Genomic DNA, 23,411 nt, shown 5'->3' with positions numbered 1-23,411 from the left:
CCGGGGCGGTGCGATCAAACGCGCCCCCTGAGGGATTGCGGCATTGGTTTGCACCATCGGGTGACATAAGGAGATCCCATGAAATGTATCGGTCTGCTGGGTGGCATGAGCTGGGAGTCCACCGTCAGCTATTACCAGGCCCTCAACCGGGGAGTACGCGAGCGGCTCGGCGGTCTGCACTCGGCGCGGGTGCTGCTGAGCAGCGTGGATTTTGCCGGGATAGAGCGGTTGCAGCACGCCGGTGACTGGCCCGCCACCGCCCGTCTGCTGGCGGCCGAGGCCAGGGCCATTCAGGCCGGTGGCGCCGATTTCCTGCTGATCGGGACCAACACCATGCACAAGGTGGCGCCGGAGATCGAGGCCGCCATCGACATTCCCCTGCTCCACATCGCCGATGCCACGGCCCATCGCCTCCAGGCCGACGGGGTGACCCGGGTAGGATTGCTCGGCACCCGCTTCACCATGGAGCAGGATTTCTACAAGGGGCGGCTCCAGGAGCGCTTCGGGCTGGAGGTGCTGGTGCCTGATGACGCTGCACGGGAGCGGGTGCACCGCATCATCTATGACGAACTCTGCCTCGGCGACATTCGCGAGTCGTCTCAGGCCGAGTATCTGGCCATCATCGCCGATCTGGCACAGGCCGGTGCCCAGGCGGTGATCCTGGGTTGCACCGAGATCGCCCTGCTGGTGGGGGCGTGCCAGGCCGCCGTGCCTCTTTATGACACCACCGCCATCCACGCCGAAGCCGCGGTGACGCTGGCCCTTGCCTGATGTGATGCGGGCGGGGTGACCCTCTCGGCGCCCCGCCTGTTTTTTCCTCCTTTCATAACTGTGAGTCAGCCTTCATTTCAGCAGGGCTGAAGCCGTTTTTATTGTCAATCGGCTCACATTTCCTCCGTTTGTCTCTTGAGTCCGGGGCGTCAGACGCCTAGTTTTCGATCACTGAAACGATTCAGCTTTCACAAAAACAAGAGACACGAGGATAAATCCATGTTGAAGAAACTCTCCATTGCCGTGCTGCTCGCCCTGGGCGCCACCGCGGGTCACGCCGCCGAATTTCTGCTGACCGACTCCCAGCAAGGGCTGGATGTGGGGGACTGGAAGATCACCAGCGAGAAGCTCGGCATCAAGAGCCCGGTTCCCTTCACCATCGAGAAGAAACGCCTGCACGGCGGCCGCCAGGAAGGGGTGGATCTGCTCATCGTCGACAACGGCGTCATGAAGATCACCCTGGTGCCGACCCGCGGCATGGGGATCAAGGAGGTCAAGGCGGCGGATCTGCGCCTCGGCTGGGATTCACCGGTCAAGGAGGTGGTCAATCCCGCCTTCATCGATCTCGAGAGCCGTGGGGGCCTCGGCTGGCTCGACGGCTTCAACGAGATGCTGGTGCGCTGCGGCTACGAGTGGACGGGTCATCCTGGGGTGGATGACGACGGCCGCCTCAAGAGCCTCCATGGCCGGGTGCAGAACATTCCCGCCTCCGTGGTCAGCGTGACCGTGGACGACGAGCCGCCCTATGCCATCCACGTGCTGGGCCGGGTGGACGAGCGCACCTTCAAGATGAGCGAACTGGTCACCTGGACCCAGCTCAGCGTGGTGCCCGGTCAGGCGGAGTTTGCCCTGCAGGACAAGCTGACCAACCACGCGGACTACGAGAACGAGTACCAGATCATCTATCACGGCAACTTCGGGGCCCCCATTCTGGAGGAGGGAGCCAGGGTGAGCACGCCGGTGAAGCAGATCTCCCCGTTCAATGACTACGCCAAGGCCGGACTCAAGGGTTGGCAAACCTATCTGGGGCCCACCAAGGGCTTCGACGAGATGGTGTTCAACCTGGTGCCCTACAGCGACGCCGACGGCAATACCCTGGCAGTGCTGAACAACCGGGCCGGCAACGCCGGAGTGGCGGTGGGCTACAACACCCGACAGCTGCCGGTGCTGACCCTGTGGAAGAACACCGACACCCGGGCCCAGGGCTATGTGACCGGCATCGAACCCGGTACCAGCTATGCCTACAGCACCAAGTACCAGCGCCCGCTCGGGCTGGTCCCCAAGATCCAGCCGGGGGAGACCAAGACCTTCGATCTGACCTATCGCCTGCTGCAAAATGCCGACGAGGTGAAGCAGGCCCTGGCCCAGGTGGAGAAGATCCAGGGCGGTCGGGCCACCGAGCTGCGCGAGCAACCCCTGGTCAAGCTGCCATAAGGGAGAGACGCCCAGCAAAAAGCCGCTCTATGAGCGGCTTTTTCATATCAGGCCCGTCGATCAGACGTGGCTGTACATGGCTTCTATCTCGCGCTGGTACTTGGCCTCGATGATCTTGCGGCGCAGCTTCATGGTGGGGGTGATCTCCCCGAGCTCCATGGAGAAGGCGCTCGGCAGCAGGGTGAACTTCTTCACCTGCTCGAACTTGGCCAGCTCCTTTTGCAGATCCTGAATGCGGGCCTCGAAGAACTCCATCACCCGGGAGTGGCGCAGCAGCTCGGTCTTGCACTGGTACTGCAGGTTGATGGAGCGGGCGTACTCCTCCAGGGACTCGAAGCAGGGCACGATGAGCGCCGACACGAAGTGGCGGGCATCGGCGACGATGGCAATCTGCTCGATGAAGCGATCCTTGCCGAGGGTCCCCTCGACCAGTTGCGGCGCCACGTACTTGCCGTTGGAGGTCTTCATCAGCTCCTTCAAGCGCTCGGTGAAGTAGATGTTGCCCTCGTCATCCAGCTCGCCTGCATCGCCGGTGCGCAGGAAGCCATCCTCGGTCATCACCTCGGCGGTGGCCTCCGGCTTGTTGTAGTAGCCACGCATCACGGTGGGGGCGCGCACCAGCAGTTCGTTGTTCTCGCCGAGTTTCACCTCGATGCCGTTTAGCGCCGTGCCGATGGAGCCCAGCCTGAACTGGGTGTCTTCATAGCAGCAGACGGTGGCGGTGGTCTCGGTCATGCCGTAGCCGTACTTGAGGTTGAGCCCCATGGCCTGGAAGAAGAGATTCACCTCGTCCGCGAGACGGGCGCCCGCCACCGGCAGGAAGCGGGTGCGACCGCCGAAACGGGCGCGCAGCTTGCGAAACACCAGGCTCTCGGCAAGCCAGAGCTGGCCATAGAGCAGGGGAGAGGCGGACTTGCCCGCCTGACGGGTGGCGACCATCTGCTTGCCCACCCGGGTGGCCCAGCCGAACAGGGCGCGGCGCAGGCGAGGAGCCTGGGCGACCTTGGCCTGGATCATGGCGTAGGCCTTCTCGTAGAGGCGGGGCACGGCGCACATCACGGTGGGCTTCACCTCGCCGATGACATCCATCACCTTCTGCGGGTCGCGAATGTAGACGTTCTCGGCGCCGCAATAGAGCACGTAGTAGCTCCAGGCGCGCTCGAACACATGGCTCAGCGGCAGCATGCAGAGGGAGACATCCTGCTCACTGAGGTCGAGGCGAGCGTCATGCATCTCGAAGCAGGCGGCCATGTTGGCGAAATCGAGCATGACCCCCTTGGGTTCGCCCGTGGTGCCCGACGTGTAGATGAGGGTCAGCAGGTCGTCCATGCGGTAGTGGCGCTCGCGCTCGCGCAGCACCAGCTCGCTGGGTTGGTGGTTGCCGGAGACGAGGAAGGTCTGGAAGTGGCTGGCCGAGGCGCAGCCGCGCAGATCGACGGTGCCGTCCAGGGCGACGATGTGGCTTATCTCGCCGCTGTCGATGAGGTGCAGCGCCTGATCGAACTGGGGCTGCTCCCCCACGAACAGCATCCTGATGCCGGCATCCTTGACGATGTAGCGCAGCTGATCGAGGGTGCTGGTGGGGTAGATGGGCACGCTGACGCCACGGGCGGCCAGGATGCCGAGGTCGGCCTGGGTCCACTCGGGCATGTTGCGGGCATAGATGCCGACCATCTCGCCGGACTGGTGGCCCGCCCGGATCAGTCCCTGGGCGCAATAATCCATGGCCTGACCCAGGGTTCGCCAGCCGATGGCGCGCCACTGGCCATCCTGCTGGACGCGCAGGGCGGCCTTGTTGCCAAGGCGGGCAATACGCTCACGCATCACTCTAACCAGATGAAACTGCGACATCTCACGCATCCTCAAGTAACAGTTGTGCGCCCGCAGGGGCACCAAAATCGGGGCTGGAGTTTAAACTCTAACATTACAGCTTACAAGTGTGCGCCATTTGTCCTGGATCACAAAGTCGTCAACCAGATGAGAGTGAGGCATGATAGGGGGCAGGGATCGGATTCATTCAGGGAGTTGCACCATGAATATCGGGATCAAGAGCCTGTTCACCGGCGTGTTGCTGCTGTTGGCGGGGGCAGGCGCCCTCTGGTATCTGCTGGGGGGCGCGGGGGAGCAGGATAATCCCTGGCTGAGCGGCGCCGAGGGCTATGAGCAGGCGCAGCGGCTGGCGCTGAGGGAAGGATACCCCTTGCTCTACGTGATCGAGCGCGCCAAGTGCCGACGCTGCAAGGCGCTGAATACCAGGCTGTGGCGTGCCCCCGAGATGCAATCCGCCCTGGCGGGGCTGGTGAAGGTGCGACTCAACCCGGATGCGGGGGATGGCAGCGAGCACATTCTGCGCCGCTTCCCCCAGGTTGCGACGGCCCCTGGCATCTATGTCCAGCGACCGGGTGAGCCGCTTCGCCCCATCAAGATCGCGGTGGATATCGAACAGATCTGGATGCCCGGTGTCACCTATGGTCGCGGCTTCTTCATGCCCCTCTCGGGAGCCGCCTTCGAGGCCGTGCTGAGGGTGACCCTGAGCCTGGAAGACCCCTCCATCGACAACGCGCCCCTGCCCTGAGGGGGAAGCGAAGCGGGGGAGTCTGGGAGGTCAGAGGGGGTGTTGCCCGCTGACGGCGGTCTGCAGCGGGTTGTCAGCCGAAGTCGAACAGACGGGACATCAGCACGGCATCCTCCCTCTCCTGCCCGGTGCCGTAGTAGTCGGCGCGGCGGCAATATTCGGCAAACCCCTCGCTCTCGTAGAGGTTGATGGCGGTGCGGTTGCCGGCCCTGACCTCCAGGAACCAGGCCTCGGCCTTGCCGGCCTTGCTGCGGGCCAGGTACTCCCTGAGCAGCGCCCGCCCCAGCCCCTTGCCCTGAAAATCGGGATGCACGCAGAGATTCATCAGGGAGCTGTCTCCCGCCACCAGATCCGAGATGTAGAAACCGGCCGGTCGTCCGTCCACCAGCATCAGGCCGTTGAGATAGCGTGGCCCGAAGCAGGAGAGCAGGTTGGCCTGGCTCCAGGGCTCCTGGTGGGCGGCCTGCTCGATGGGGTAGATGGCTTCGAAGTCCGATTCGAGCAGGGGGCGAAAGTGGGGCAAGAGGTCAGACATGGTCACTCCGGACGGGATTCAGGCTTGCGATGGACACCATGGCCGTGCCATGGTCGTGAGCATCAAGGGGTGTGGCGCTGCCGGCACTGCTGCCAGAGGGCGCGCTTGTGCGCCCCATCGGGCTTGAGCGGGCAGACCAGGGCATCGGGCCAGCGAGGGTCCGGTGCCGTCAGCCAGAGCAGGGGCGAAGTGGCCCCTGCTGGCAGGGAAGGCATCTCGGACAGCAGGGAGACCTCGTCCGTGCCAAGGCCGAGCCAGCGGCAGATGTCCCCGAGCAGGGAGGGCGCGGGCAGCGTCTCGGCCAGCAGCCAGAGCTTGCCGGTCGGCAGAGGGGCAGTCTCCTGCGGGGCCAGCACCTCGTCGGCGGGCGTGTTTGCCGGCTGCGCGGCGCCGTCGGGGCTGGTGCCTCCCGCCAGGAGTCGGCCTCTTTGTTGCCAGAGGGGGATGCCCATGCGGGCCAGGATGCGCTGGCGCAGCGGGTCCAGCAGGGGATCTTGCATGGCGAAGGCTCACTCTTGATCTGCGTTGGGGTAAATAATGATGCGCAGAGTACACTCTCGCGGGATTTGCTGCACCCCGGACGTGCGCTTTTCGCCCTGTGGCGATGGCAAACGAGCGCCTCCCCGGGGGCAGAGATGACAGACAATGAGAGTGGGGCGGGGCCAGAGGCCGGACCCCGTCACCACGGATGACCTATCAGCTTCGGAACTGTGCCTATGCCGCCTTTAGCCCAGAATACTGTTCGTGCCACCCCCATTCATGAGCGCCTGCCACGGCTCCTTTCCGCCCTTGGCGAGGGACTGTATGAGCGCCAGGATGCCCTGCGGCTCGGCCTGCTGGCGGCCCTGAGTGGCGAGAGCGTCTTTCTGCTGGGCCCCCCGGGCATCGCCAAGAGCCTGATCGCGCGGCGCCTCAAGCTGGCGTTTCAGGATGCCCGCCATTTCGAATACCTGATGACCCGTTTCAGTACGCCGGAGGAGGTGTTCGGCCCCCTCTCCATCCAGGCGCTCAAGGAGGATGGCAAGTACCTGCGGTTGACCAGCGGCTACCTGCCGGAGGCCGAGGTGGTCTTCCTCGACGAGATCTGGAAGGCGGGCCCCGCCATCCTTAACACCCTGCTCACCGCCATCAACGAGCGGCAGTTTCGCAACGGCGACAGCCAGCACCCCATTCCCATGCGGCTGCTGGTCACCGCCTCGAACGAGCTGCCGGCCCCGGACAGCGGGCTGGAGGCGCTCTACGACCGCATGCTGGTGCGGGTCTGGATGGACAGGGTGCAGGAGAAATCCAACTTCCAGGCCATGCTGGCGAGCGATGGCCAGTCCCATCAGAACCTGACCCCCTCGGTGCAGATTCGGGGGGAAGAGTACGACGCCTGGCAGGATGCCATCGAGCAGGTGCGCCTGCCGGACGCCTGTTTCGAACTCATCTACCAGCTGCGCCAGCAGCTCGACAGCCAGCTCGGGCACGGCTGCTATGTCTCGGATCGGCGCTGGAAGAAGGCGGTGCGGCTCATCAAGGCGAGCGCCTTCTTCAATGGCCGCGACGAGGTGGCTCCCCTGGATCTGCTGCTGTTCAAGGATTGCCTCTGGCATGACGAGGCTTCCCGCACCGCGCTGCTGGAGATGATCGGCGAGTTTTCCCGCCTCTACGGCTACCAGCAACTGGCGCTGACCCGGGAGCTGCTCTCCTTGCGCGAGCAGTTCAAGCAGTTGCAGGGGGCGGTCGCCCTGCGCATCGGCTGCAAGGCGGTCAAGCGCAAGCAGTGGTTCGGCCGCCGCGCCCGCGGCACCGAACTGCCGCTGGCCAACGCCAGGCCGTTCGGCAAGCTGGTGCACTTCCAGCTGCTCACCCCGGTGCCCCTGGATGGCAGCGATCCCGAGCGCCTCACCGGCACCCTCACCTTCGATCGCACCCTGCTCTCTCACTGGCACCCCACCGGGGAGGCGCTGGTGGGCTGGCCCCTCGGCAACCCCAAGGAGGGGCACTACGAGCTGGTGCTGGACGAGCAGTTGCGGCTGCACGTGCTGGATATCCAGCGCCAGCCCGTGCCCCTGATGCTGGTGGAGCGCACCCCCATCCCCGAGGTGGTGATGGCCCCCTGGCTGTCGGCCCTGGACGACCTGACGGGCCAGGTGAACCGGGTGCTGCAAAACCTCAAGGGCCAGCGCAACCTGTTCGACCGTCACCAGCCCCATCTGTTCGTGGGGGACCACTGGCTGCGTCAGGTGGAGGACAGCTTCTTCGTGCTGAACCGGGACCTGGAGCGGCTGGGGGCCGAGCTGCAGCAGTGGCGGGATCGTCTGCCTCTTCTCGATGCACAGGTGTGACGTCGCGCCTGACGTGGGGCTGGTGAAATAAACAGGATGAAAAACATGTTTCGTCAGCATGATATTCCATCACATCTCAACGCCCGGGGTGGCCCATGCTAGAGATCGGCATGATGGACCTGGGGCTGCTCATGGGGGAGGGGGAACTGGCGGGGGAGATGGCGCTGCTGCTTGCCTCCACCCCCAAGATCTCCGAGTTCCTCAAGCGCTCGCCCCTGCAGGGGAAGCTGCTCAGAAAGCGCATCCAGACCTGGAGCGAACAGCTTGGGGAGGAGATGCGCCACAAGCCGGTGCCGGTGGCCCTCGAGCGGGAATACCTGCTCTATCAGGCCCACCGGCAACTGCCCCTGCCGGAGCTGGTGGGGCGCCTGCCCGCCTTGCTGGAAGCCCTTGAGCAGCACAGCCCCTTCGCGGGGGATGCCCGCAGCCTGGTGCGCCAGATAGTGGCCCAGCCCACCGAGGGACTGCGCCAGCTCTTCATCGAGAAGTGGCGCGCCAGCCTGGTGGGCAGCCTGTTGCAGTTGCAGCAGCAGATAGCGGAGGCGGAGCGGGAGAAGCAGCGCCAGGAGATAGAGGATCAACTGCTGGCCAACCGGACCCTGGCCGATGCCCTGGATCCGCACCAGATCTCCGCCGGGGGGCTCTGGGATCTGGCCCAGGGGAGCTGGCACAAGCGCAGCCTGGCGCTGGTGAAGCAGTACGCCCGCATGTTGCAGCAGGAGCCTCTGCTCGCGGAGATCGCCGCCCTGCTTGGGCGCAGCGAGCGGGAGCGGCGCAGCGAGGACAGGACGCTGCCGCCGGTGCCTGTGCACGAGCTGGAGGAGGTGCAAAGTGACGATGTGCCCGACGATCTGGTGGGGGTGCACCCGGCCAGCGATCTGATGCGCCTCCTGCCGAGCGAGGCGGTGATGCTGGCGCTGCCGGAGCTGGAGCTGGAGTTCTATCGCCGTTATCTGGAGCGGCGCCTGCTGAGCTACCAGTCACGGGGCACCCTGCCGCGCCAGCGTCTGATGCTGCGCTCCCCCGAGCAGGGAGGGCAGGAGGTGCAGCCGCGTGGCCCCTTCATCGTCTGCGTCGATACGTCAGGTTCCATGGGGGGCTATCCGGAGGAATGCGCCAAGGCGCTGTTTCTCGCCCTGCTCAAAGGGGCGATGGAGGAGAAGCGGGGCTGCTATCTGATGCTCTTCTCCACCGAGGTGGCGACCCTGGAGATCACCGCCGACACCGGGCTTGAGAAGGCGGAGCGCTTTCTCTCCATGAGTTTTCACGGAGGGACCGATCTGGTGCCCTGCCTGGAGCAGGCCCTGACCCAGCTCGAACAACCCGCCTTTGCCAAGGCCGACGTGCTGGTGATCTCCGACTTCATCGCCCAGAACCTGCCCCACCCCCTGCTCGAGCGGATGAACCGGCGACGGGCGCAGCAGACACGCTTCCATGCGGTCGCCATGTCCCGTCACGCCAAGGCGGCCATTTTGCGGGTGTTCGACAACAGCTGGCTGCTCGATTGCGGCCTGCGTGGACGCCTGCTGCGGCGCTGGCAGCGCCATTGAGGGTGCTCAGGCTCAGAGAGTGGGCCTGTGGTAGAGGCCCCGTTCGTTGACCTGCTCCTGATCCAGCAGCGGCTGACCGCTTGGCTGGGCAATATAAAAACCCCGCTTGCCGCTGCGCTTGACCCTGTACATGGCCTGATCCGCCCGGGCCAGTGCCGCGCCGAAATCGTCCTGGGGCCGGATGGCCGCAATTCCCATGCTCAGTCCCACCGAGGCGTCCCCGTTGGGCAGCTCGAAGGGGGTGGCGATGGCATCGATGCACTGGCGGGCGAGGTGGCTGGTGCGGGGATCGTCGCACGCCCAGGGCAGCAGCAGCACGAACTCGTCCCCGCCGATGCGCCCCAGCCGTACCTCCTCGCCGCAGCAGTGGCGAAGGCGCTGGGCAAGGGAGGCCAGCAGCTCGTCACCTGCCCGGTGGCCCAGGTTGTCGTTCACCAGCTTGAAGTCATCGAGATCGATGAAACAGATGGCCTGGTACTCCCCGGGAAAGTGGCGGTGCAGCGCGGTGCGGTTGAACAGGCCGGTGAGGGGATCCCGGTGGGCAAGCTGGGCGAGCTGCTGCTCGTACTCCTTCTCGTGGGTGATGTCGATATGGGTGCCCATCACCCGGACGGGGTTGCCCTGATCATCCCGCTCCACCACCCGGCCCCGGTCCAGCACCCAGGTGGTCTTGCCATCCTTGGCGATCATGCGGTGCATCGCCTGATAAAACGGGCTCTTGCCCTCCAAATGATCGAAGAAGGCCTGCAGCACCTGCTCCCTGTCCTCCGGGTGCAGGTGGGCGCGCCAGACGTCGAAGTGGGCCGACAGCTCCTTGGGCTGGTAACCGAGCATGGAGCCCCAGCGCCGGTTGAAGATGATGAGTTTGCCGGTGGGCACATGGTTCTGCCAGATGCACAGGCCGGTGCCGTCCATGGCTGCGTCCAGCTTCTCCCGCGCGTCATCCGCGATGCGTTTGAGACGCTCGTTCTCCAGCAACAACCTGTCGTAAGCCTCCCTCAGCTCCTCGTAGGTCATTCCTCATCCCTTCCCCTGTTCGAAAGCATATATAGTCGATGCACTCTACTCCTTCTGTAAAGAAGGGGATAGGGGAGGCTCTCGTCCGATATGAGGCGTTTTCCCACCCTCTGACGGCTGTGCGCCCAGAGTCTGTGGGGATATGATGACAGCGATGAGCGTGGCGTCCGGCCGGTGAAGAGGAGAAAAAGTCCGCATGAAGATCCTGATGGGATGTGGCCTGTTGCTGTGGCTGGGGGTTGCCCTGGCCCAGGCGGCGCCACTGGCCGGGCACGAGTTGCAGCTGGCGTTGCAGCAGCTGGAAGAGTCGGCGATGCCGGTGCAGGTGTTTCGCGAGCGCGTCGCCGCCCTGGTTGCCGGACAGGCACACTATCCGCCCGAGGTGCAGGAGCGTCTTGCCCGGCTGCAGTGCTGGGCCCTGCCGGGTGAACGGGACGAGGAGTTTCGCCGCGCGGTGGCGTTTGCCGAGCAGGGGCTGGCACAGGCCCGTGCCCGCAAGGACAGGGTCACCGAGGTGGGGTTGCTCGCCTGTCGCGGCTATCACCGGCAACTGCTCGGCAACATGGCCGGGGCCGGGGAGGATTACGACGCCGCCCTGACCCTGGCTCGCCGGCTCGGGGATGAGCGTCAGCGTGCCGACATCCTGAGCCTGCGGGGGGAGATGTACTCCTACCAGGGGGAGCTGGCGGAGGGGCTGATGGATCTCATCGATGCCCACCAGCGATACGAGGCGCTCGAGCTGGAGGCCAAGGGGCGCGAGGTGCTCGCCAATATTGCCAATGCCTATCGCAGGATGGGGCTCTATGAGCGGGCCGAGAGCTATTTCAAGGAGCTGGAGCACGACTACCGGCAGCTCGGGGTCGAGGAGTACCTGGTGGACATTCACAGCCAGCAGGGGCTCCTCTACATCGACACCGAAGAGTACGACAAGGCGCTGCCCCTGATGGCCGAAGCGGAGCGTTACTATATGGGATCAAACCAGGAAGGGGTCCTGGCCTGGAGCCGGATCGAGATAGCCACCATCCTGCTCAAGCAGGGCAAGCCGGACCAGGCCATGACCAAGCTCGATCAGGCGGCAGCCTCCCTTCATCAGGGGGAGGGGGCGGACAGCGTCACCCTGGGCCACTGGCACCTCGTCATGGCCGACGTCCTCGAGGCCCTGAACCGACCCGGCGAGGCGCTGCGGCACCTGGGCGAGGCCGAGCCCATCTTTACCCGGGAGCAGAACCTGCGCTTCCTCGCCCGGGTGCATGAGACCCGCGCCCGGGTGCTGGAGCGTCAGGGGCATATCCAGTCGGCCCTCACCAGCCTCAAGACCTATGTCGAGACCCGCCAGGCCCTCGAGCTCAGATTGCGGGAACAGCGCTCCTTGCAGATGCGTTTCGAGTTTGATCTCGCCCGCAAGGAGCTGGAGAACCAGACCCTCAGGTCCCAGCAGCAGTTGCAGGCGGAGAAACTCAAGCAGTTGCAGGAGCGGCGCTACTGGCAATACCTGGTGGTGGCCCTGCTGCTGGTGGTGATGGGTACCCTGGTGGTGCACCAGCGCGGGCGCACCCGCAAGATGCAGCGTCTCGCCATGACGGACGAACTGACCGGCATCCACAACCGGCGCCAGATCCAGGCCAAGGGGCGCAAATGGTTCACCCAGGCGCGGGAGGAGGGCAACCCCCTGTGCGTGCTGCTGCTGGATGTGGATCACTTCAAGAAGGTGAACGACCAGCTGGGCCACCACGTGGGTGACAGGGTGCTCACCGCCGTGGCCCAGTGCATCGAGGAGCAGCTGCGCAGCCTCGACAGGGTGGGGCGCAACGGCGGCGAGGAGTTTCTGGTGCTGCTGCCGGATACCCTCCTGAACGAGGCCGTCGAGGTGGCGGAGCGGATCCGCCAAGCCGTCGCCCGTCTCGAGATTGAGGGGGTGCCTGCGGATCACCCCATCCGCATCAGCATCGGCTGCGCCCAGTACAAACCCGAGGATGACAACCTGGGCGAGCTGGTACGCCGGGCCGACGAGGCCATGTACGAGGCCAAGTTGGCGGGGCGCAACCGGGTGATGACGGCCCGGTGAGGCCGACCCCGGGCCCCCGTGATAGCGGGCTGGGTATTTTTCACTCGCGCGGGTATAATGCCGCGCAATTTTGCTTTGATCCGGGGCCAGACCCATGTAATGCAACGCGCTTCTCCTGTCTCCACCGGCGGTCACTGACCCGCCCGCGTGGTGTCGTTGTCTGCATGGGCGCCCTGATTCCAAGGTGCTGTCCCGCATTTTTCCCACGGTGGCTCCAGGCCGCCGCTCAATAGAAGAACGTCGAATTATGTCAGCTGAATTTCTGAGTGAAGTCTCCAAGAGACGCACTTTTGCGATCATCTCGCACCCGGATGCGGGTAAAACCACCATCACCGAAAAGGTCCTGCTGTTCGGACAGGCCATTCAGCGCGCCGGTACCGTCAAGGGCCGTGGCTCGGGCCAGCACGCCAAATCCGACTGGATGGAGATGGAGAAGCAGCGCGGTATCTCCATCACCACTTCCGTGATGCAGTTCCCCTACGCCGACTGCCTGGTCAACCTGCTCGACACCCCGGGTCACGAGGACTTCTCCGAAGATACCTACCGTACCCTCACGGCGGTCGACTGCTGCCTGATGGTCATCGACGCCGCCAAGGGTGTTGAAGACCGGACCCGCAAGCTGATGGAAGTGACCCGGCTGCGCGACACCCCCATCCTCACCTTCATGAACAAGCTGGACCGCGAAGTGCGCGACCCGATGGAGGTCATGGACGAGGTGGAGCGCGAGCTCAACATCATGTGCGCCCCCATCACCTGGCCCATCGGCTGTGGCAAATCCTTCAAGGGTGTCTATCACCTCTACAAGGACGAGACCTACCTGTATCAGAGCGGTCAGGGCCACACCATCCAGGAGAAGCGGGTGGTCAAGGGGTTGAACAACCCCGAGCTGGACGCGGCCATCGGTGACGATCTGGCGGCCCAGCTGCGTGGCGAGCTGGAGCTGGTGCAGGGCGCCTCTCCCGAGTTCGATCACGATGCCTTCATCGCCGGCGAGATGACCCCGGTCTTCTTCGGGACCGCCCTTGGCAACTTCGGTGTCGACCACATGCTGGACGGCCTGACCGACTGGGCGCCAGCCCCCATGCCGCGCAAGGCCGAGAGCCGCGAAGTGGTGGCGACTGAGGAGAAGTTCTCCGGTTTCGTGTTCAAGATCCAGGCGAACATGGACCCGAAACACCGCGACCGTATCGCCTTCATGCGTATCGTGTCAGGTACTTACAGCAAGGGCATGAAGATGCGCCACGTGCGCATCGGCAAGGACGTGAACATCTCCGACGCCGTCACCTTCATGGCCGGTGACCGTGAACAGGCGGTCGAGGCCTGTGCCGGCGACATCATCGGTCTGCACAACCACGGCACTATCCAGATCGGCGACACCTTCACCCAGGGTGAAGATCTCAAGTTCACCGGCATCCCGAACTTCGCGCCGGAACTGTTCCGCCGTATCCGCCTGCGTGACCCCCTCAAGCAGAAGCAGTTGCTCAAGGGGCTGGTGCAGCTCTCCGAAGAGGGGGCGGTGCAGGTGTTCCGTCCGCTCATCAGCAACGACCTCATCGTCGGTGCGGTCGGTGTGCTGCAGTTCGACGTGGTGGTCTCGCGCCTCAAGAGCGAGTACAACGTCGAGGCCATCTACGAGGCGGTCAACGTCGCCACCGCCCGCTGGGTGGAAGGGACCGACGTCAAGAAGTTCGAGGAGTTCAAGCGCAAGAACGAGGTCAACCTGGCCCTCGATGGGGGTGACAACCTCACCTACATCGCGCCGACCATGGTCAACCTGCGCCTGGCCCAGGAGCGTCACCCGGACGTTCACTTCCGCCAGACCCGCGAACACTGATCACCCCGCCCGCACCCAGCGGGTGGCTGATGACCAGAGAGACCCCGCTTCGGCGGGGTTTTTTGTTATGGGGTGTTTCATTGGAAGGGGCGGCGATCCCCATCCGGGGCTTGATGAGTGAATAAAAATCAAGGATAAGTGATTTAAATTTCATTCATGGAGAGAGACATGTCCGTCACCCAACCCGTAGAGGCGCAGTTTGCCGCCTACAATGCCCACGATCTCGATGCCTTCGTGGCCTGCTTTGCCCCGGATTTCAAAGGCTATCGCATGCCGACCGAGACGCCGAGCACAGTCGGCAAGGGGGTGCTGCGGGCCTTCTATGCGGAGCACAGATTCAACAACCCGCTGCTCAAGGCCGAGCTGCTGTCACGCACCGTCTTGGGCAACAAGGTGTTTGATCACGAGCTGATCCACGGCCTCTCCCTCGAGCCCATCGAGAGCGTGGCGGTGTTCGAGGTGAAGGAGGGTCTTATCCAGACCGCCTGGTTCTATTTCCCTTCCTGAGCGCCGCTACACGGGCCTGCCGGCGACAAAGCTGGTATAAGAGAAAGTTCCCTGCGGGCATCCCCTGGTCTGCCCGCGTCTGGACAATAACAAGGAGTACACCATGCTTGGACGCATCACCCACCTCTTCCCGCTTTGGGCCCTGCTGTTTTCCCTGCTGGCCTACTGGCAGCCCGAGCCCTTCGTCGGCCTCAAGGGCCAGATAGTGCCGCTGCTGACCATCATCATGCTGGCCATGGGGCTGACCCTCAAACCCCAGAACTTCCTCGACGTGGTGCGCAACAAGAAGGCCATCGGCCTCGGGCTGGTATTGCAGTTCAGCGTGATGCCGCTGGCCGCCCTGCTGGTCAGCCTGTTGCTGGGCTTTGATGCCGAGTTGACCGTGGGCATGGTGCTGGTGGGCAGCGTCGCCGGTGGCACCTCTTCCAACGTGATGTGCTATCTGGCCAAGGGCGATGTGGCTCTCTCCATCACCATGACAGCTCTCTCCACCCTGCTCGGGGTACTCGTCACCCCCCTGCTGGTGCAGCTGCTGGCTGGCAAGAGCGTCGACGTGCCGGTGCTGGACATGCTGCTGAGCCTAGTGAAGATAGTGCTGATACCCGTGGTGTTCGGGGTGGTTGCCAATGTTTTCCTCCACTCCCTGACGGCACGTATCGAGCCCGTGCTGCCGCTCGTCTCCATGGCCGCCATCGTCATGATCATCGCCATCGTGGTCGCCCTCAACGCAGGGCAGTTCGCCAGCATCGGCCCCATCGTGGCGCTGGCGGTGATCCTGCACAACGGCATCGGCATTGCGGCGGGCTACTGGGTCAGTCGCTGGCTGGGCTTTGAGGAGCGGATCTGCCGCACCGTGGCCTTCGAAGTGGGGTTGCAGAATTCTGGCCTCGCCACGGCGCTGGCCATGAAATTCTTCACTCCCGCCTCGGCCATGGCTGGCACCCTCTTCTCGGTCTGGCACAACCTGTCCGGCTCTCTGCTGGCCGGGGTCTGGGCCAAGCGACCGCTTTCCCGGCCTGCTGGGACCCTGGAGCAGCGCGCTGGCTGATCAGGGGGCGCAAGATGAAACAATAAGGGGCCATGGGCCCCTTGTTGTTGTTTGAGCTAGTCGAGCGCCAGCACCATGCAGATCTCGCAGGCGTCGTGGCCCGTGCAGCCAAGGGGCCCCGGCAGGTGTTCGAAGCCCAGAGATTCATAGAGGGCGGTGGCTTCCCGCAGCACGGCGGTGGTCTCCAGATAGCAGCGCTGGTAACCCAGGGCGCGAGCCTCGGCCAGCGCCTGCAAGACCAGCCGCCGTCCCAGGCCCAGCCCCCGCAGGGCGGGCAGGAAGTACATCTTCTGCAGCTCGCACACATCCGGTGCCCCCGCCAGCGGCGCTATGCCGCCCCCGCCAAGAATGGTGCCGTCCGGCCCCTCAATCACCCAGTAGCGGCTGCGTTCCCCCTGATAGGTCTCGTGGAGAAAATCGAGGTTGGGATCCGCCACGCCATACCCCTTGTCGGCGGTGAGGCCGTATTCGGCGGAGACGGCGCGCACCACGGCGGCGATCCGGGGATTGTCGGCCGGGGTGATGGGGCGGATGACGAAGCCCTGCTGGCGGCGGGCGCGGGAGAGGGCGCTGCGATAGAGCCGCATGCCCTCCCAGATCTGCTCGCACTCGGCGGGGGAGAGTTGGGCCAGGGCCCCCGCCATGGTCTCGTCCATCTGCCGGTGCAGCTCCTCAAGCTGTGCCTTGCCCGGCTCGGTGAGGCTCGCCTCCTTGCTGCGCCCGTCAGAGGGGTGGGGTTGCCAGGCGATCAGCTCCCGCTCGGCGAGGCGGGCCAGGGGGCGGCTGGCGTTGGATTTGTCGATGCGAAGGCGCTCGGCAAGCTGCTGGTTGGTGGCGGGACCGTTCTCCAGCTCGATGAGCAGGTGGGCCTCCAGTGGGCTCAGGGCCAGCGAGCCGCACTGCTGGGAGAGCATGCCGAGTTCGCGTACCAGTTCCCTCGACAGGGCGCGCAGGGGGCGGGGATCCATGGGGTTGTCTCCTTGTGATGGTATTTGGTTGTTGTGCGCAACCAATACCATCTTTTGGTTGTTGGTGACAACCATTTGCGTGAAAAAGGGCGAAAGGCAGGCAGAAAAAAGGGCCCGGGAGAGGGCCCAAACATTGGAAACCCGCGCGGGGGCGCGGATCCCATCCTTGGTCAGGCAAGGCGCCGGCGAGGGTTAGACCAGCTCGGCCAGCATGGTGTCGGCATAGGGGGTCAGCGCCTCTCCCTGCTTCACCTTGGCGAGGTAGTCCGGGTTGGCGATGAGGGGGCGACCGATGGCGACGAGGTCGAAGCGGTCCGCCTCGATGGCCTCGAGCGCGGTCTCGGCGCTGTAGTTGCCGACCCCCACCAGGTGGCCGTCGTAGCGGGCACGCAGGTAGTCGGAGGCGCGGCCGTCCAGGTAGTCGAAGGTGAGGCTGTCATCGAAGATACCCAGGTGCAGATAGGCCAGAGTACGCTGGTTCAGCTCGGCCAGCAGGTGGTCGAACACGGCGCGATCCCGGGCATCCCCTTCCAGGTGCACATAGGCGCCGGGGGAGAGACGAAGGCCGGTGCGATCCCCGCCAATGCGGGCGGCGATGGCATCCACCACCTCCAGCGCGAAGCGGCTCATGTTCTCGGGGCTGCCGCCGTAGTTGTCGGTGCGCAGGTTGCTGGCGTGGTGCAGGAACTGATCGATGAGGTAGCCGTTGGCACCGTGGATCTCCACCCCGTCAAAGCCCGCCTCGATGGCGTTGGCGGCGGCCTGGGCGTAATCCTCGACCAGCTGGGCGATTTCGCTCCCGGTCAGGGCGCGGGGCACTTGATAGACCAGCTCGCGCATGCGCGGCACCGTGCCCTCATGGGCGACGGCGGAGGGGGCCAGCACTTCGGCGTGGTGGAAGAAGGGGTGGGAGAGACGGCCCACGTGCCACAGCTGGGCGAAGATCTTGCCGCCGTTGGCATGCACGGCGCTGGTCACTTTCTTCCAGCCGGCGATCTGTTCGGCGCTGTAGAGCCCAGGGGTATTGGGGTAGCCCTGCCCGTCCGGACGGATGATGGTGGCTTCGGAGATGATGAGGCCGATGTCGGCGCGGCGGCCGTAGTAGGCGGCCATCTGTTCGGTGGGCACCAGACCCGGGCCCGCCATGCAGCGGGTGAGGGGGGCCATCATGAAACGGTTCGCGAGGGTGAGGGTGTCGTTGAGGCGATAGGGCTGAAACAGGGTATTCATGATCGTCTGTCCTGAGGGAGTGATTCTTGAACGGGCATTCAAGACGTTTTTTGGTTTGTGTGCAAGTATTTTTTGAGCAAGCATTCAACATGGATTGACGGGGGAGGCTGGGGTAAACTTGCCGCCCTGTTTTTTCCGTCCCGCGGGACCTTGCCACCGGAGACCCCATGCGCAGCGCCGAATACGATCGGGATGCCGTCTTGCGAAACGCCATGGAAGCCTTTCGCGCCAAAGGCTATGCCAAGACCACCATGCAGGAGCTGGTGGCCGCAACCGGCCTGCACCCGGGCAGCCTCTATGCCGCCTTTGGCAACAAGCGCGGCCTGCTGCTGGCGGCGGTCGATCACTATGTGGCAGAGAAGGGGGCCCTGCGCCGCCGCTGCCTGGCACAGCCCAGCCCGCTGGCGGGGCTGCACGCCTTCCTCGAGCAGGTGGTGGACGATGCCCTGCAGGGCTCCTGCCTGCTGACCCGCACCCTGATGGAGCTGGCGGAGCAGGACGAGGAGCTGCACCTTCGCTTCAAGGCCATCTACGGCGAGCTGGAACAGGATCTGGCCGGGCAGCTGGCCCTGGCAAAGGCGCAGGGAGAGCTGGCAAAAGAGGGGGACATCCCCACCCTGACCGCCTTCTTGCAGGTCCATATCCAGGGACTGGTCACCTTCGCCCAGTGCCACCCCGACCGCCCTCTGCTGGCCGGTGTCGTCGCCCGGATGATGAGCGCCCTGCGGGCGTGATGGCGAGGATGGAAACAACAAAGGCTCCCGCGGGAGCCTTTGTTGTTGCTGGGAATGCCACACGCAGCAGGGGTTTTGCCCCCTTCTCCCGCTCATTTACAAAAGAATGGGAGGAGGGTTGGGGATGAGGGGGCGGAACTGCCAACCGCAGCCGCTTAGCCCGGATTCACCAGATCCTTCATCAACGTCTTCAACCAGATCAAGGCGGGTTGCTGCGCATGCACCGGGTGCCAGACACAGTTGAGGTGATAGTCCGGCACGTCGTCGGGCAGGGGCAGGCTTTTCAGCGGCCAGTGGCTGGCGAGCAGCTCCGCCACCATGCTGGGCAGCACCAGCAGGTGATCGCTCTGGCTCACGATGGCGGCGGCGGACATATAGCTCTGGCTGTTGACCGAGATGGTGCGGCTATGGCCCAGGCTCTGCAAATAGCGGTCGAGGCTCGCCTCCGAGGTGCCCAGCGGCGAGTGGAACACGTGGGGCATCTCGATAAGCTGCGCGAGGGTGATACGCTCCTCCTCCAGCTCCAGGGTGGCGCGCACCAGTCCGGCCAGGGGCTCGGTGAGCCAGGTCTCCTTGCCCAGATAGCCTGGCACCTGCATGTACTCGTCAAACCCCAGCACCAGGTCGATTTCGCCGCTCGCCAGCTCCGCCTCCGGCAGGGTGTCGCGCAGGATGCGGATCTCGATGGTGACCCCGGGGGCCAGCTTCCTGAGGCGCTGGATAAGGGGCGGGATCAGCACGCACTCCACGTAATCCGTGGTGCAGAGCACGAAGCGGCGCTTGGAGTGGCGCGGTTCGAACAGCTCCTCCTCGGAGAGCTGCTGCTCCAGCAGCCGCAGCACCTGCTGCACCCCCAGATGCAGCCGCTGGGCCCGGGGGGTCGGCAGCATCCCCTGGGGCGTGCGTACCAGCAGCGGATCGTCAAAGAAGGCCCGCAGGCGATTGAGGGCGTGGCTCATGGCGGGCTGACTGATAAAGAGCGACTCGGCGGCGCGGGTCACGCTCCCTTGCGTCATCAGGGCGTCAAGGGCGAGCAGCAGATTGAGGTCGAGCTGGTGCAGTTTCATGGTGGGGATTATTCGCCGTGTTTATGGGACAATCCATCCTATTCATTTGATGGATGGGCGCGCAACTTCTTACACTGCGACCCACTCTTATTTTTCCAGGGTTCCCAGGTCAAGGTGGGGGCCTCAATCCATGCAAGGAGCCTTGCGATGAGCATCAAGACCATCAACTCCATTCCGGCCGCCGACGGCTTCACCATGCCCGCTGAGTGGGCGCACCAGCAGGCCGTCTGGATGATCTGGCCGTTCCGCCCGGACAACTGGCGGGGCGCCGGTCGCTTCGCGCAAGCCACCTTCGCCAAGGTGGCCGATGCCATCGGGCAGGCCACCCCGGTCTTTATGGGGGTGCCGGAACAGTTCATGGAGCAGGCCCGCGCCATCATGCCCGCCCACGTCACCCTGGTGGAGATGGCCAGCGATGACTGCTGGGCCCGCGATACAGGCCCGACCATAGTCACCAACGCCGCCGGTGAGTGCCGCGGCGTGGATTGGGGCTTCAACGCCTGGGGCGGCCACAAGGGCGGTCTCTACTACCCTTGGAACCAGGATGAGGAAGTGGCAGCCCGGATGCTGGAGCAGCACGGCCTGGATCGCTACGCCGCGCCGCTCATTCTGGAAGGGGGCTCCATCCACGTGGATGGCGAAGGCACCTGCCTGACCACCGCCGAGTGCCTGCTCAACGAGAACCGCAACCCGCACCTGAGCAAGGATCAGATCGAGGCTTACTTACGCGACTATCTGGGCGTGAAGAGCTTCATCTGGCTGGACGAAGGCGTCTACATGGACGAGACCGACGGCCACATCGACAACATGTGCTGCTTCGTGCGTCCGGGTGAAGTGGCCCTGCACTGGACAGACGACCAGAGCGATCCCCAGTACGCCCGCTCCCTGGCCGCCCTCAAGGTGCTGGAAGCGGCGGTCGATGCCAAGGGTCGCAAGCTCAAAATCTGGAAGCTGCCCCAGCCGGGCCCGCTCTACTGCACCGAAGAGGAGTCCGCTGGCGTCGAGAGCGGCAGCGGTGTGCCGCGCGAGGCAGAAGGCCGTCTGGCCGGTTCCTATGTGAACTTCCTCATCACCAACGATCGCATCGTCTACCCGCTGCTGGATGCCGCCACCGATGGCGAAGCCCAGCGCATTCTGGAAGAGATCTTCCCGGAGCACACAGTGGTTGGCGTACCGGCCCGGGAGATCCTGCTGGGCGGTGGCAATATCCACTGCATTACTCAGCAAATTCCTTCTGGCAAGTAAGAACCTGTTCCAAGCCAGCCGAGGTTGGTATTCAAAACCCCACGCCGTGGGGTTTTATCTCTTGATGACGTGATGGTCGCAGGCGCCGATGCGGCGATCATCATTACAAACAGTCACCCTTTTACAGGAGATCCCCATGATCGAAGTGACCGAGGTTTCCATTGCCGAGCTGCGTGCCGCGCTCGAATCAGGCCGTACCACAGCGGTCGAACTGGTCGAGGCCTATCAGGCGCGGATCAAAGCCTATGACGGCCCCGAGACACCAACCCGCCTCAACGCCGTCGTGGTGCCCAATCCCGATGCCCTGAAAGAGGCGCAAGCGTCCGATGCCCGCCGTGCCCGTGGCGAAACCCTGGGGCCGCTCGACGGCATCCCCTACACCGCCAAGGACAGCTACCTGGTCAAGGGGCTGACCGCCGCCTCCGGCAGCCCGGCCTTCAAGGATCTGGTGGCCCAGCGCGATGCCTTTACCGTGGAGCGCCTGCGCGCCGCCGGTGCCATCTGCCTTGGCAAGACCAATATGCCGCCGATGGCCAATGGCGGCATGCAGCGCGGCGTCTATGGCCGTGCCGAGAGCCCCTACAACGCCGACTACCTGACCGCGCCCTTTGCCTCCGGCTCCTCCAACGGTGCCGGTACCGCCACCGCCGCCAGCTTCGCCGCCTTCGGTCTGGCCGAAGAGACCTGGTCGAGCGGCCGTGGCCCTGCCTCCAACAACGGCCTGTGTGCCTACACCCCGTCCCGTGGCGTGATTTCGGTGCGTGGCAACTGGCCCCTGACCCCGACCATGGACGTCGTCGTGCCCTATGCCCGCACCATGGCCGATCTGCTGGAAGTGCTCGACGTAGTGGTCGCCGACGATAGCGATACCCGTGGCGATCTCTGGCGCATGCAGCCCTGGGTGCAACTGCCCAAGGCCTCCGAAGTGCGTCCGGCGTCCTATCTGGAACTGGCTGCCAAGGCCGATGCCCTCAAGGGCAAGCGCCTCGGCGTGCCGCGCATGTTTATCAACAAGGATGAACTGGCCGGCACCAGCGACAACCCCGGTATCGGCGGCCCGACCGGTCAGCGCATCCATACTCGTCCGACCGTGATCGCGCTGTGGGAGCAGGCCCGTCAGGCACTGGAAGCCGCGGGCGCCGAAGTTATCGAAGTGGACTTCCCGCTGGTCTCCAACTGCGAAGGGGACAGACCCGGCGCGCCCACCGTGTTCAATCGCGGCATCGTGAGCCCTGAGTTTCTCAACGACGAGCTGTGGGAGCTCTCCGGCTGGGCGTTCGACGACTTCCTGCGCGCCAACGGCGATCCCAAGCTCAATAAATTGGCCGATGTCGATGGGCCGAAGATCTTCCCCCACGATCCGGGCACCCTGCCGAACCGCGAGGGCGATCTGGCGGCGGGCATGGACGAGTACGTCAATATGGCCAAGCGCGGCCTGAAATCCTGGGACGAGATCGCCACAGTGCCGGATGGCCTGCGCGGTCTGGAGCAGACCCGCAAGCTGGACCTGGAAGACTGGATGGACGGGCTCAAGCTCGACGCCGTGCTGTTCCCCACAGTTGCCGATGTCGCCCCGGCCGACGCGGACGTGAATCCGGCCTCCGCCGATATCGCCTGGAGCAACGGCATCTGGGTTGCCAACGGCAACCTCGCCATTCGCCACCTCGGCGTACCGACCGTCACCGTCCCCATGGGCGTCATGGCCGATATCGGTATGCCGGTGGGCCTGACCTTCGCCGGTCGCGCCTATGACGACAACAACCTGCTGCGCGTCGCCTCGGCCTTCGAGTCCACCGGCAGCAAGCGCCAGGTGCCGCCGCGCACGCCGCCGTTGGAGTGATTGGTGTTGTGGGTTAAATCTCTCGGGTTCGTCCGAATATAATGAAAAAACCACCCATTATGCGGGTGGTTTTTTATTATCTATATTGGCTTGTTTTTATTTAAAGATATTAATTGCAACCCTCTAAATTTTTGCTGTGGTCAATGCTGTTATCAATAGTTAACTTAGTCGCATTTCTAATGATGCATTCTATTGCTGTGTTATTTCTGTCGTTCTTATCTATAAAAGAAAATTTTGTGGTGATAATGTATCAGGTGGTTAACTGTTGAGTAGTATTTGTAAATGTCTGTTCGTGGTGTTTATTTGTACGTCGTAGCACATTTTTATGGTAAAGTCTTCAACTGTATTCATCTTCAATAAGGTTGTGGAATGACATTTAAATCTCATAGAAGCTATTACAAATTTATGAATGCAGTGGGCTCAAAAAATCGCTATATTTTAGATGCAGAATCCCAAAGCTTCATGAATTCTATTCTTGAAACCTGTCAGGATAGAATTAAAGTGGTTGAGCCTAGCCATGTTTTATGGCGTGCCCAGTTAGGGCATAATGAGAGAGAGATAACGCAAACAGACCACGATACAGGCTGTCTCTTGATCAGATCTTGATCCCCTGCGCCATCAGATCCTTGGCGGCAAGAAAGCCATCCAGTTTACTTTGCAG

The 23,411-nt window shown here is 63.9% G+C and carries 19 protein-coding genes; 12 read left to right on the top strand and 7 right to left on the bottom strand.

What is annotated here, in order from left to right; genetic code table 11:
- Positions 1-78: 78 nt before the first annotated feature.
- Both PG892_RS13825 and PG892_RS13820 read left to right on the top strand, forming a co-directional pair.
- Entirely contained in the window at positions 79-771 is a 693-nt protein-coding gene (locus PG892_RS13825) for an aspartate/glutamate racemase family protein (RefSeq protein ID WP_041214542.1), read from the top strand.
- A gap of 219 nt (positions 772-990) precedes the next feature.
- Entirely contained in the window at positions 991-2,205 is a 1,215-nt protein-coding gene (locus tag PG892_RS13820) for an aldose 1-epimerase family protein (protein ID WP_010672908.1), read from the top strand.
- Between the two features lie 60 nt (positions 2,206-2,265).
- Here PG892_RS13820 and PG892_RS13815 read toward each other — a convergent pair whose 3' ends face one another.
- A complete protein-coding gene (locus PG892_RS13815; protein WP_052814991.1) occupies positions 2,266-4,056 on the bottom strand; it encodes an AMP-dependent synthetase/ligase in 1,791 nt (596 codons plus the stop codon).
- A gap of 181 nt (positions 4,057-4,237) precedes the next feature.
- Here PG892_RS13815 and PG892_RS13810 point away from each other — a divergent pair, with 181 nt between their 5' ends.
- Positions 4,238-4,780: a hypothetical protein gene (locus PG892_RS13810; RefSeq protein WP_042016521.1), complete on the top strand. Its 543-nt coding sequence runs from the start codon at positions 4,238-4,240 to the stop codon at positions 4,778-4,780.
- 73 nt (positions 4,781-4,853) lie between these two features.
- Here PG892_RS13810 and rimI read toward each other — a convergent pair whose 3' ends face one another.
- On the bottom strand, positions 4,854-5,303 hold the full coding sequence (gene rimI / locus PG892_RS13805; protein ID WP_103255305.1) for a ribosomal protein S18-alanine N-acetyltransferase: 450 nt from the start codon (positions 5,301-5,303) through the stop codon (positions 4,854-4,856).
- A 74-nt stretch (positions 5,304-5,377) separates the two neighbouring features.
- Entirely contained in the window at positions 5,378-5,815 is a 438-nt protein-coding gene (locus PG892_RS13800; RefSeq protein ID WP_049635924.1) for a DNA polymerase III subunit psi, read from the bottom strand.
- A 216-nt stretch (positions 5,816-6,031) separates the two neighbouring features.
- Between PG892_RS13800 and PG892_RS13795 the strand changes: the two genes are divergently transcribed.
- On the top strand, positions 6,032-7,645 hold the full coding sequence (locus PG892_RS13795; protein WP_270825495.1) for an ATPase RavA domain-containing protein: 1,614 nt from the start codon (positions 6,032-6,034) through the stop codon (positions 7,643-7,645).
- A 95-nt stretch (positions 7,646-7,740) separates the two neighbouring features.
- Positions 7,741-9,195: an ATPase RavA stimulator ViaA gene (gene viaA, locus PG892_RS13790; protein ID WP_029313704.1), complete on the top strand. Its 1,455-nt coding sequence runs from the start codon at positions 7,741-7,743 to the stop codon at positions 9,193-9,195.
- A gap of 12 nt (positions 9,196-9,207) precedes the next feature.
- Here the strand turns inward: viaA and PG892_RS13785 are convergent, their stop codons facing one another.
- A complete protein-coding gene (locus PG892_RS13785) occupies positions 9,208-10,212 on the bottom strand; it encodes a sensor domain-containing diguanylate cyclase (RefSeq protein WP_052814993.1) in 1,005 nt (334 codons plus the stop codon).
- Positions 10,213-10,408: 196 nt separating this feature from the next.
- Between PG892_RS13785 and PG892_RS13780 the strand changes: the two genes are divergently transcribed.
- The 4 genes from PG892_RS13780 (at position 10,409) to PG892_RS13765 (ending at position 15,666) form a co-directional block, all read left to right on the top strand.
- Positions 10,409-12,277 carry a diguanylate cyclase gene (locus tag PG892_RS13780; protein WP_052814994.1) on the top strand — a complete coding sequence of 623 codons (1,869 nt, stop codon included), beginning with the start codon at positions 10,409-10,411 and terminating at the stop codon, positions 12,275-12,277.
- A 244-nt stretch (positions 12,278-12,521) separates the two neighbouring features.
- Positions 12,522-14,111, top strand: a complete 1,590-nt coding sequence (gene prfC, locus PG892_RS13775) for a peptide chain release factor 3 (protein WP_089503670.1) — start codon at positions 12,522-12,524, stop codon at positions 14,109-14,111.
- A gap of 168 nt (positions 14,112-14,279) precedes the next feature.
- Complete coding sequence (locus tag PG892_RS13770) at positions 14,280-14,618, top strand: nuclear transport factor 2 family protein (RefSeq protein WP_270825494.1); 339 nt, start codon at positions 14,280-14,282, stop codon at positions 14,616-14,618.
- 103 nt (positions 14,619-14,721) lie between these two features.
- Entirely contained in the window at positions 14,722-15,666 is a 945-nt protein-coding gene (locus tag PG892_RS13765) for a bile acid:sodium symporter family protein (RefSeq protein ID WP_041211045.1), read from the top strand.
- 56 nt (positions 15,667-15,722) lie between these two features.
- Here PG892_RS13765 and PG892_RS13760 read toward each other — a convergent pair whose 3' ends face one another.
- Complete coding sequence (locus PG892_RS13760; protein ID WP_080990037.1) at positions 15,723-16,634, bottom strand: bifunctional helix-turn-helix transcriptional regulator/GNAT family N-acetyltransferase; 912 nt, start codon at positions 16,632-16,634, stop codon at positions 15,723-15,725.
- Between the two features lie 192 nt (positions 16,635-16,826).
- A complete protein-coding gene (locus PG892_RS13755) occupies positions 16,827-17,864 on the bottom strand; it encodes an alkene reductase (RefSeq protein ID WP_039039415.1) in 1,038 nt (345 codons plus the stop codon).
- 167 nt (positions 17,865-18,031) lie between these two features.
- Here PG892_RS13755 and PG892_RS13750 point away from each other — a divergent pair, with 167 nt between their 5' ends.
- Positions 18,032-18,598 (top strand): TetR/AcrR family transcriptional regulator, encoded by a 567-nt coding sequence (locus tag PG892_RS13750; protein WP_010672924.1) that lies wholly within the window; start codon positions 18,032-18,034, stop codon positions 18,596-18,598.
- A 155-nt stretch (positions 18,599-18,753) separates the two neighbouring features.
- Here the strand turns inward: PG892_RS13750 and PG892_RS13745 are convergent, their stop codons facing one another.
- Entirely contained in the window at positions 18,754-19,665 is a 912-nt protein-coding gene (locus PG892_RS13745; RefSeq protein ID WP_109112371.1) for a LysR family transcriptional regulator, read from the bottom strand.
- A gap of 147 nt (positions 19,666-19,812) precedes the next feature.
- On the opposite strand from PG892_RS13745, the gene aguA reads away from it, so the two are divergent.
- Complete coding sequence (gene aguA, locus PG892_RS13740; RefSeq protein ID WP_109112372.1) at positions 19,813-20,910, top strand: agmatine deiminase; 1,098 nt, start codon at positions 19,813-19,815, stop codon at positions 20,908-20,910.
- A gap of 136 nt (positions 20,911-21,046) precedes the next feature.
- Positions 21,047-22,750, top strand: a complete 1,704-nt coding sequence (locus tag PG892_RS13735; RefSeq protein WP_109112373.1) for an amidase — start codon at positions 21,047-21,049, stop codon at positions 22,748-22,750.
- Positions 22,751-23,411: the final 661 nt, after the last annotated feature.

Source organism: Aeromonas sp. QDB68, assembly GCF_027707405.1.
Taxonomy (GTDB): domain Bacteria; phylum Pseudomonadota; class Gammaproteobacteria; order Enterobacterales; family Aeromonadaceae; genus Aeromonas; species Aeromonas caviae.
Note: the sequence above shows the minus strand (reverse complement) of the source record. Positions and strands in the feature narration are given on the sequence as shown.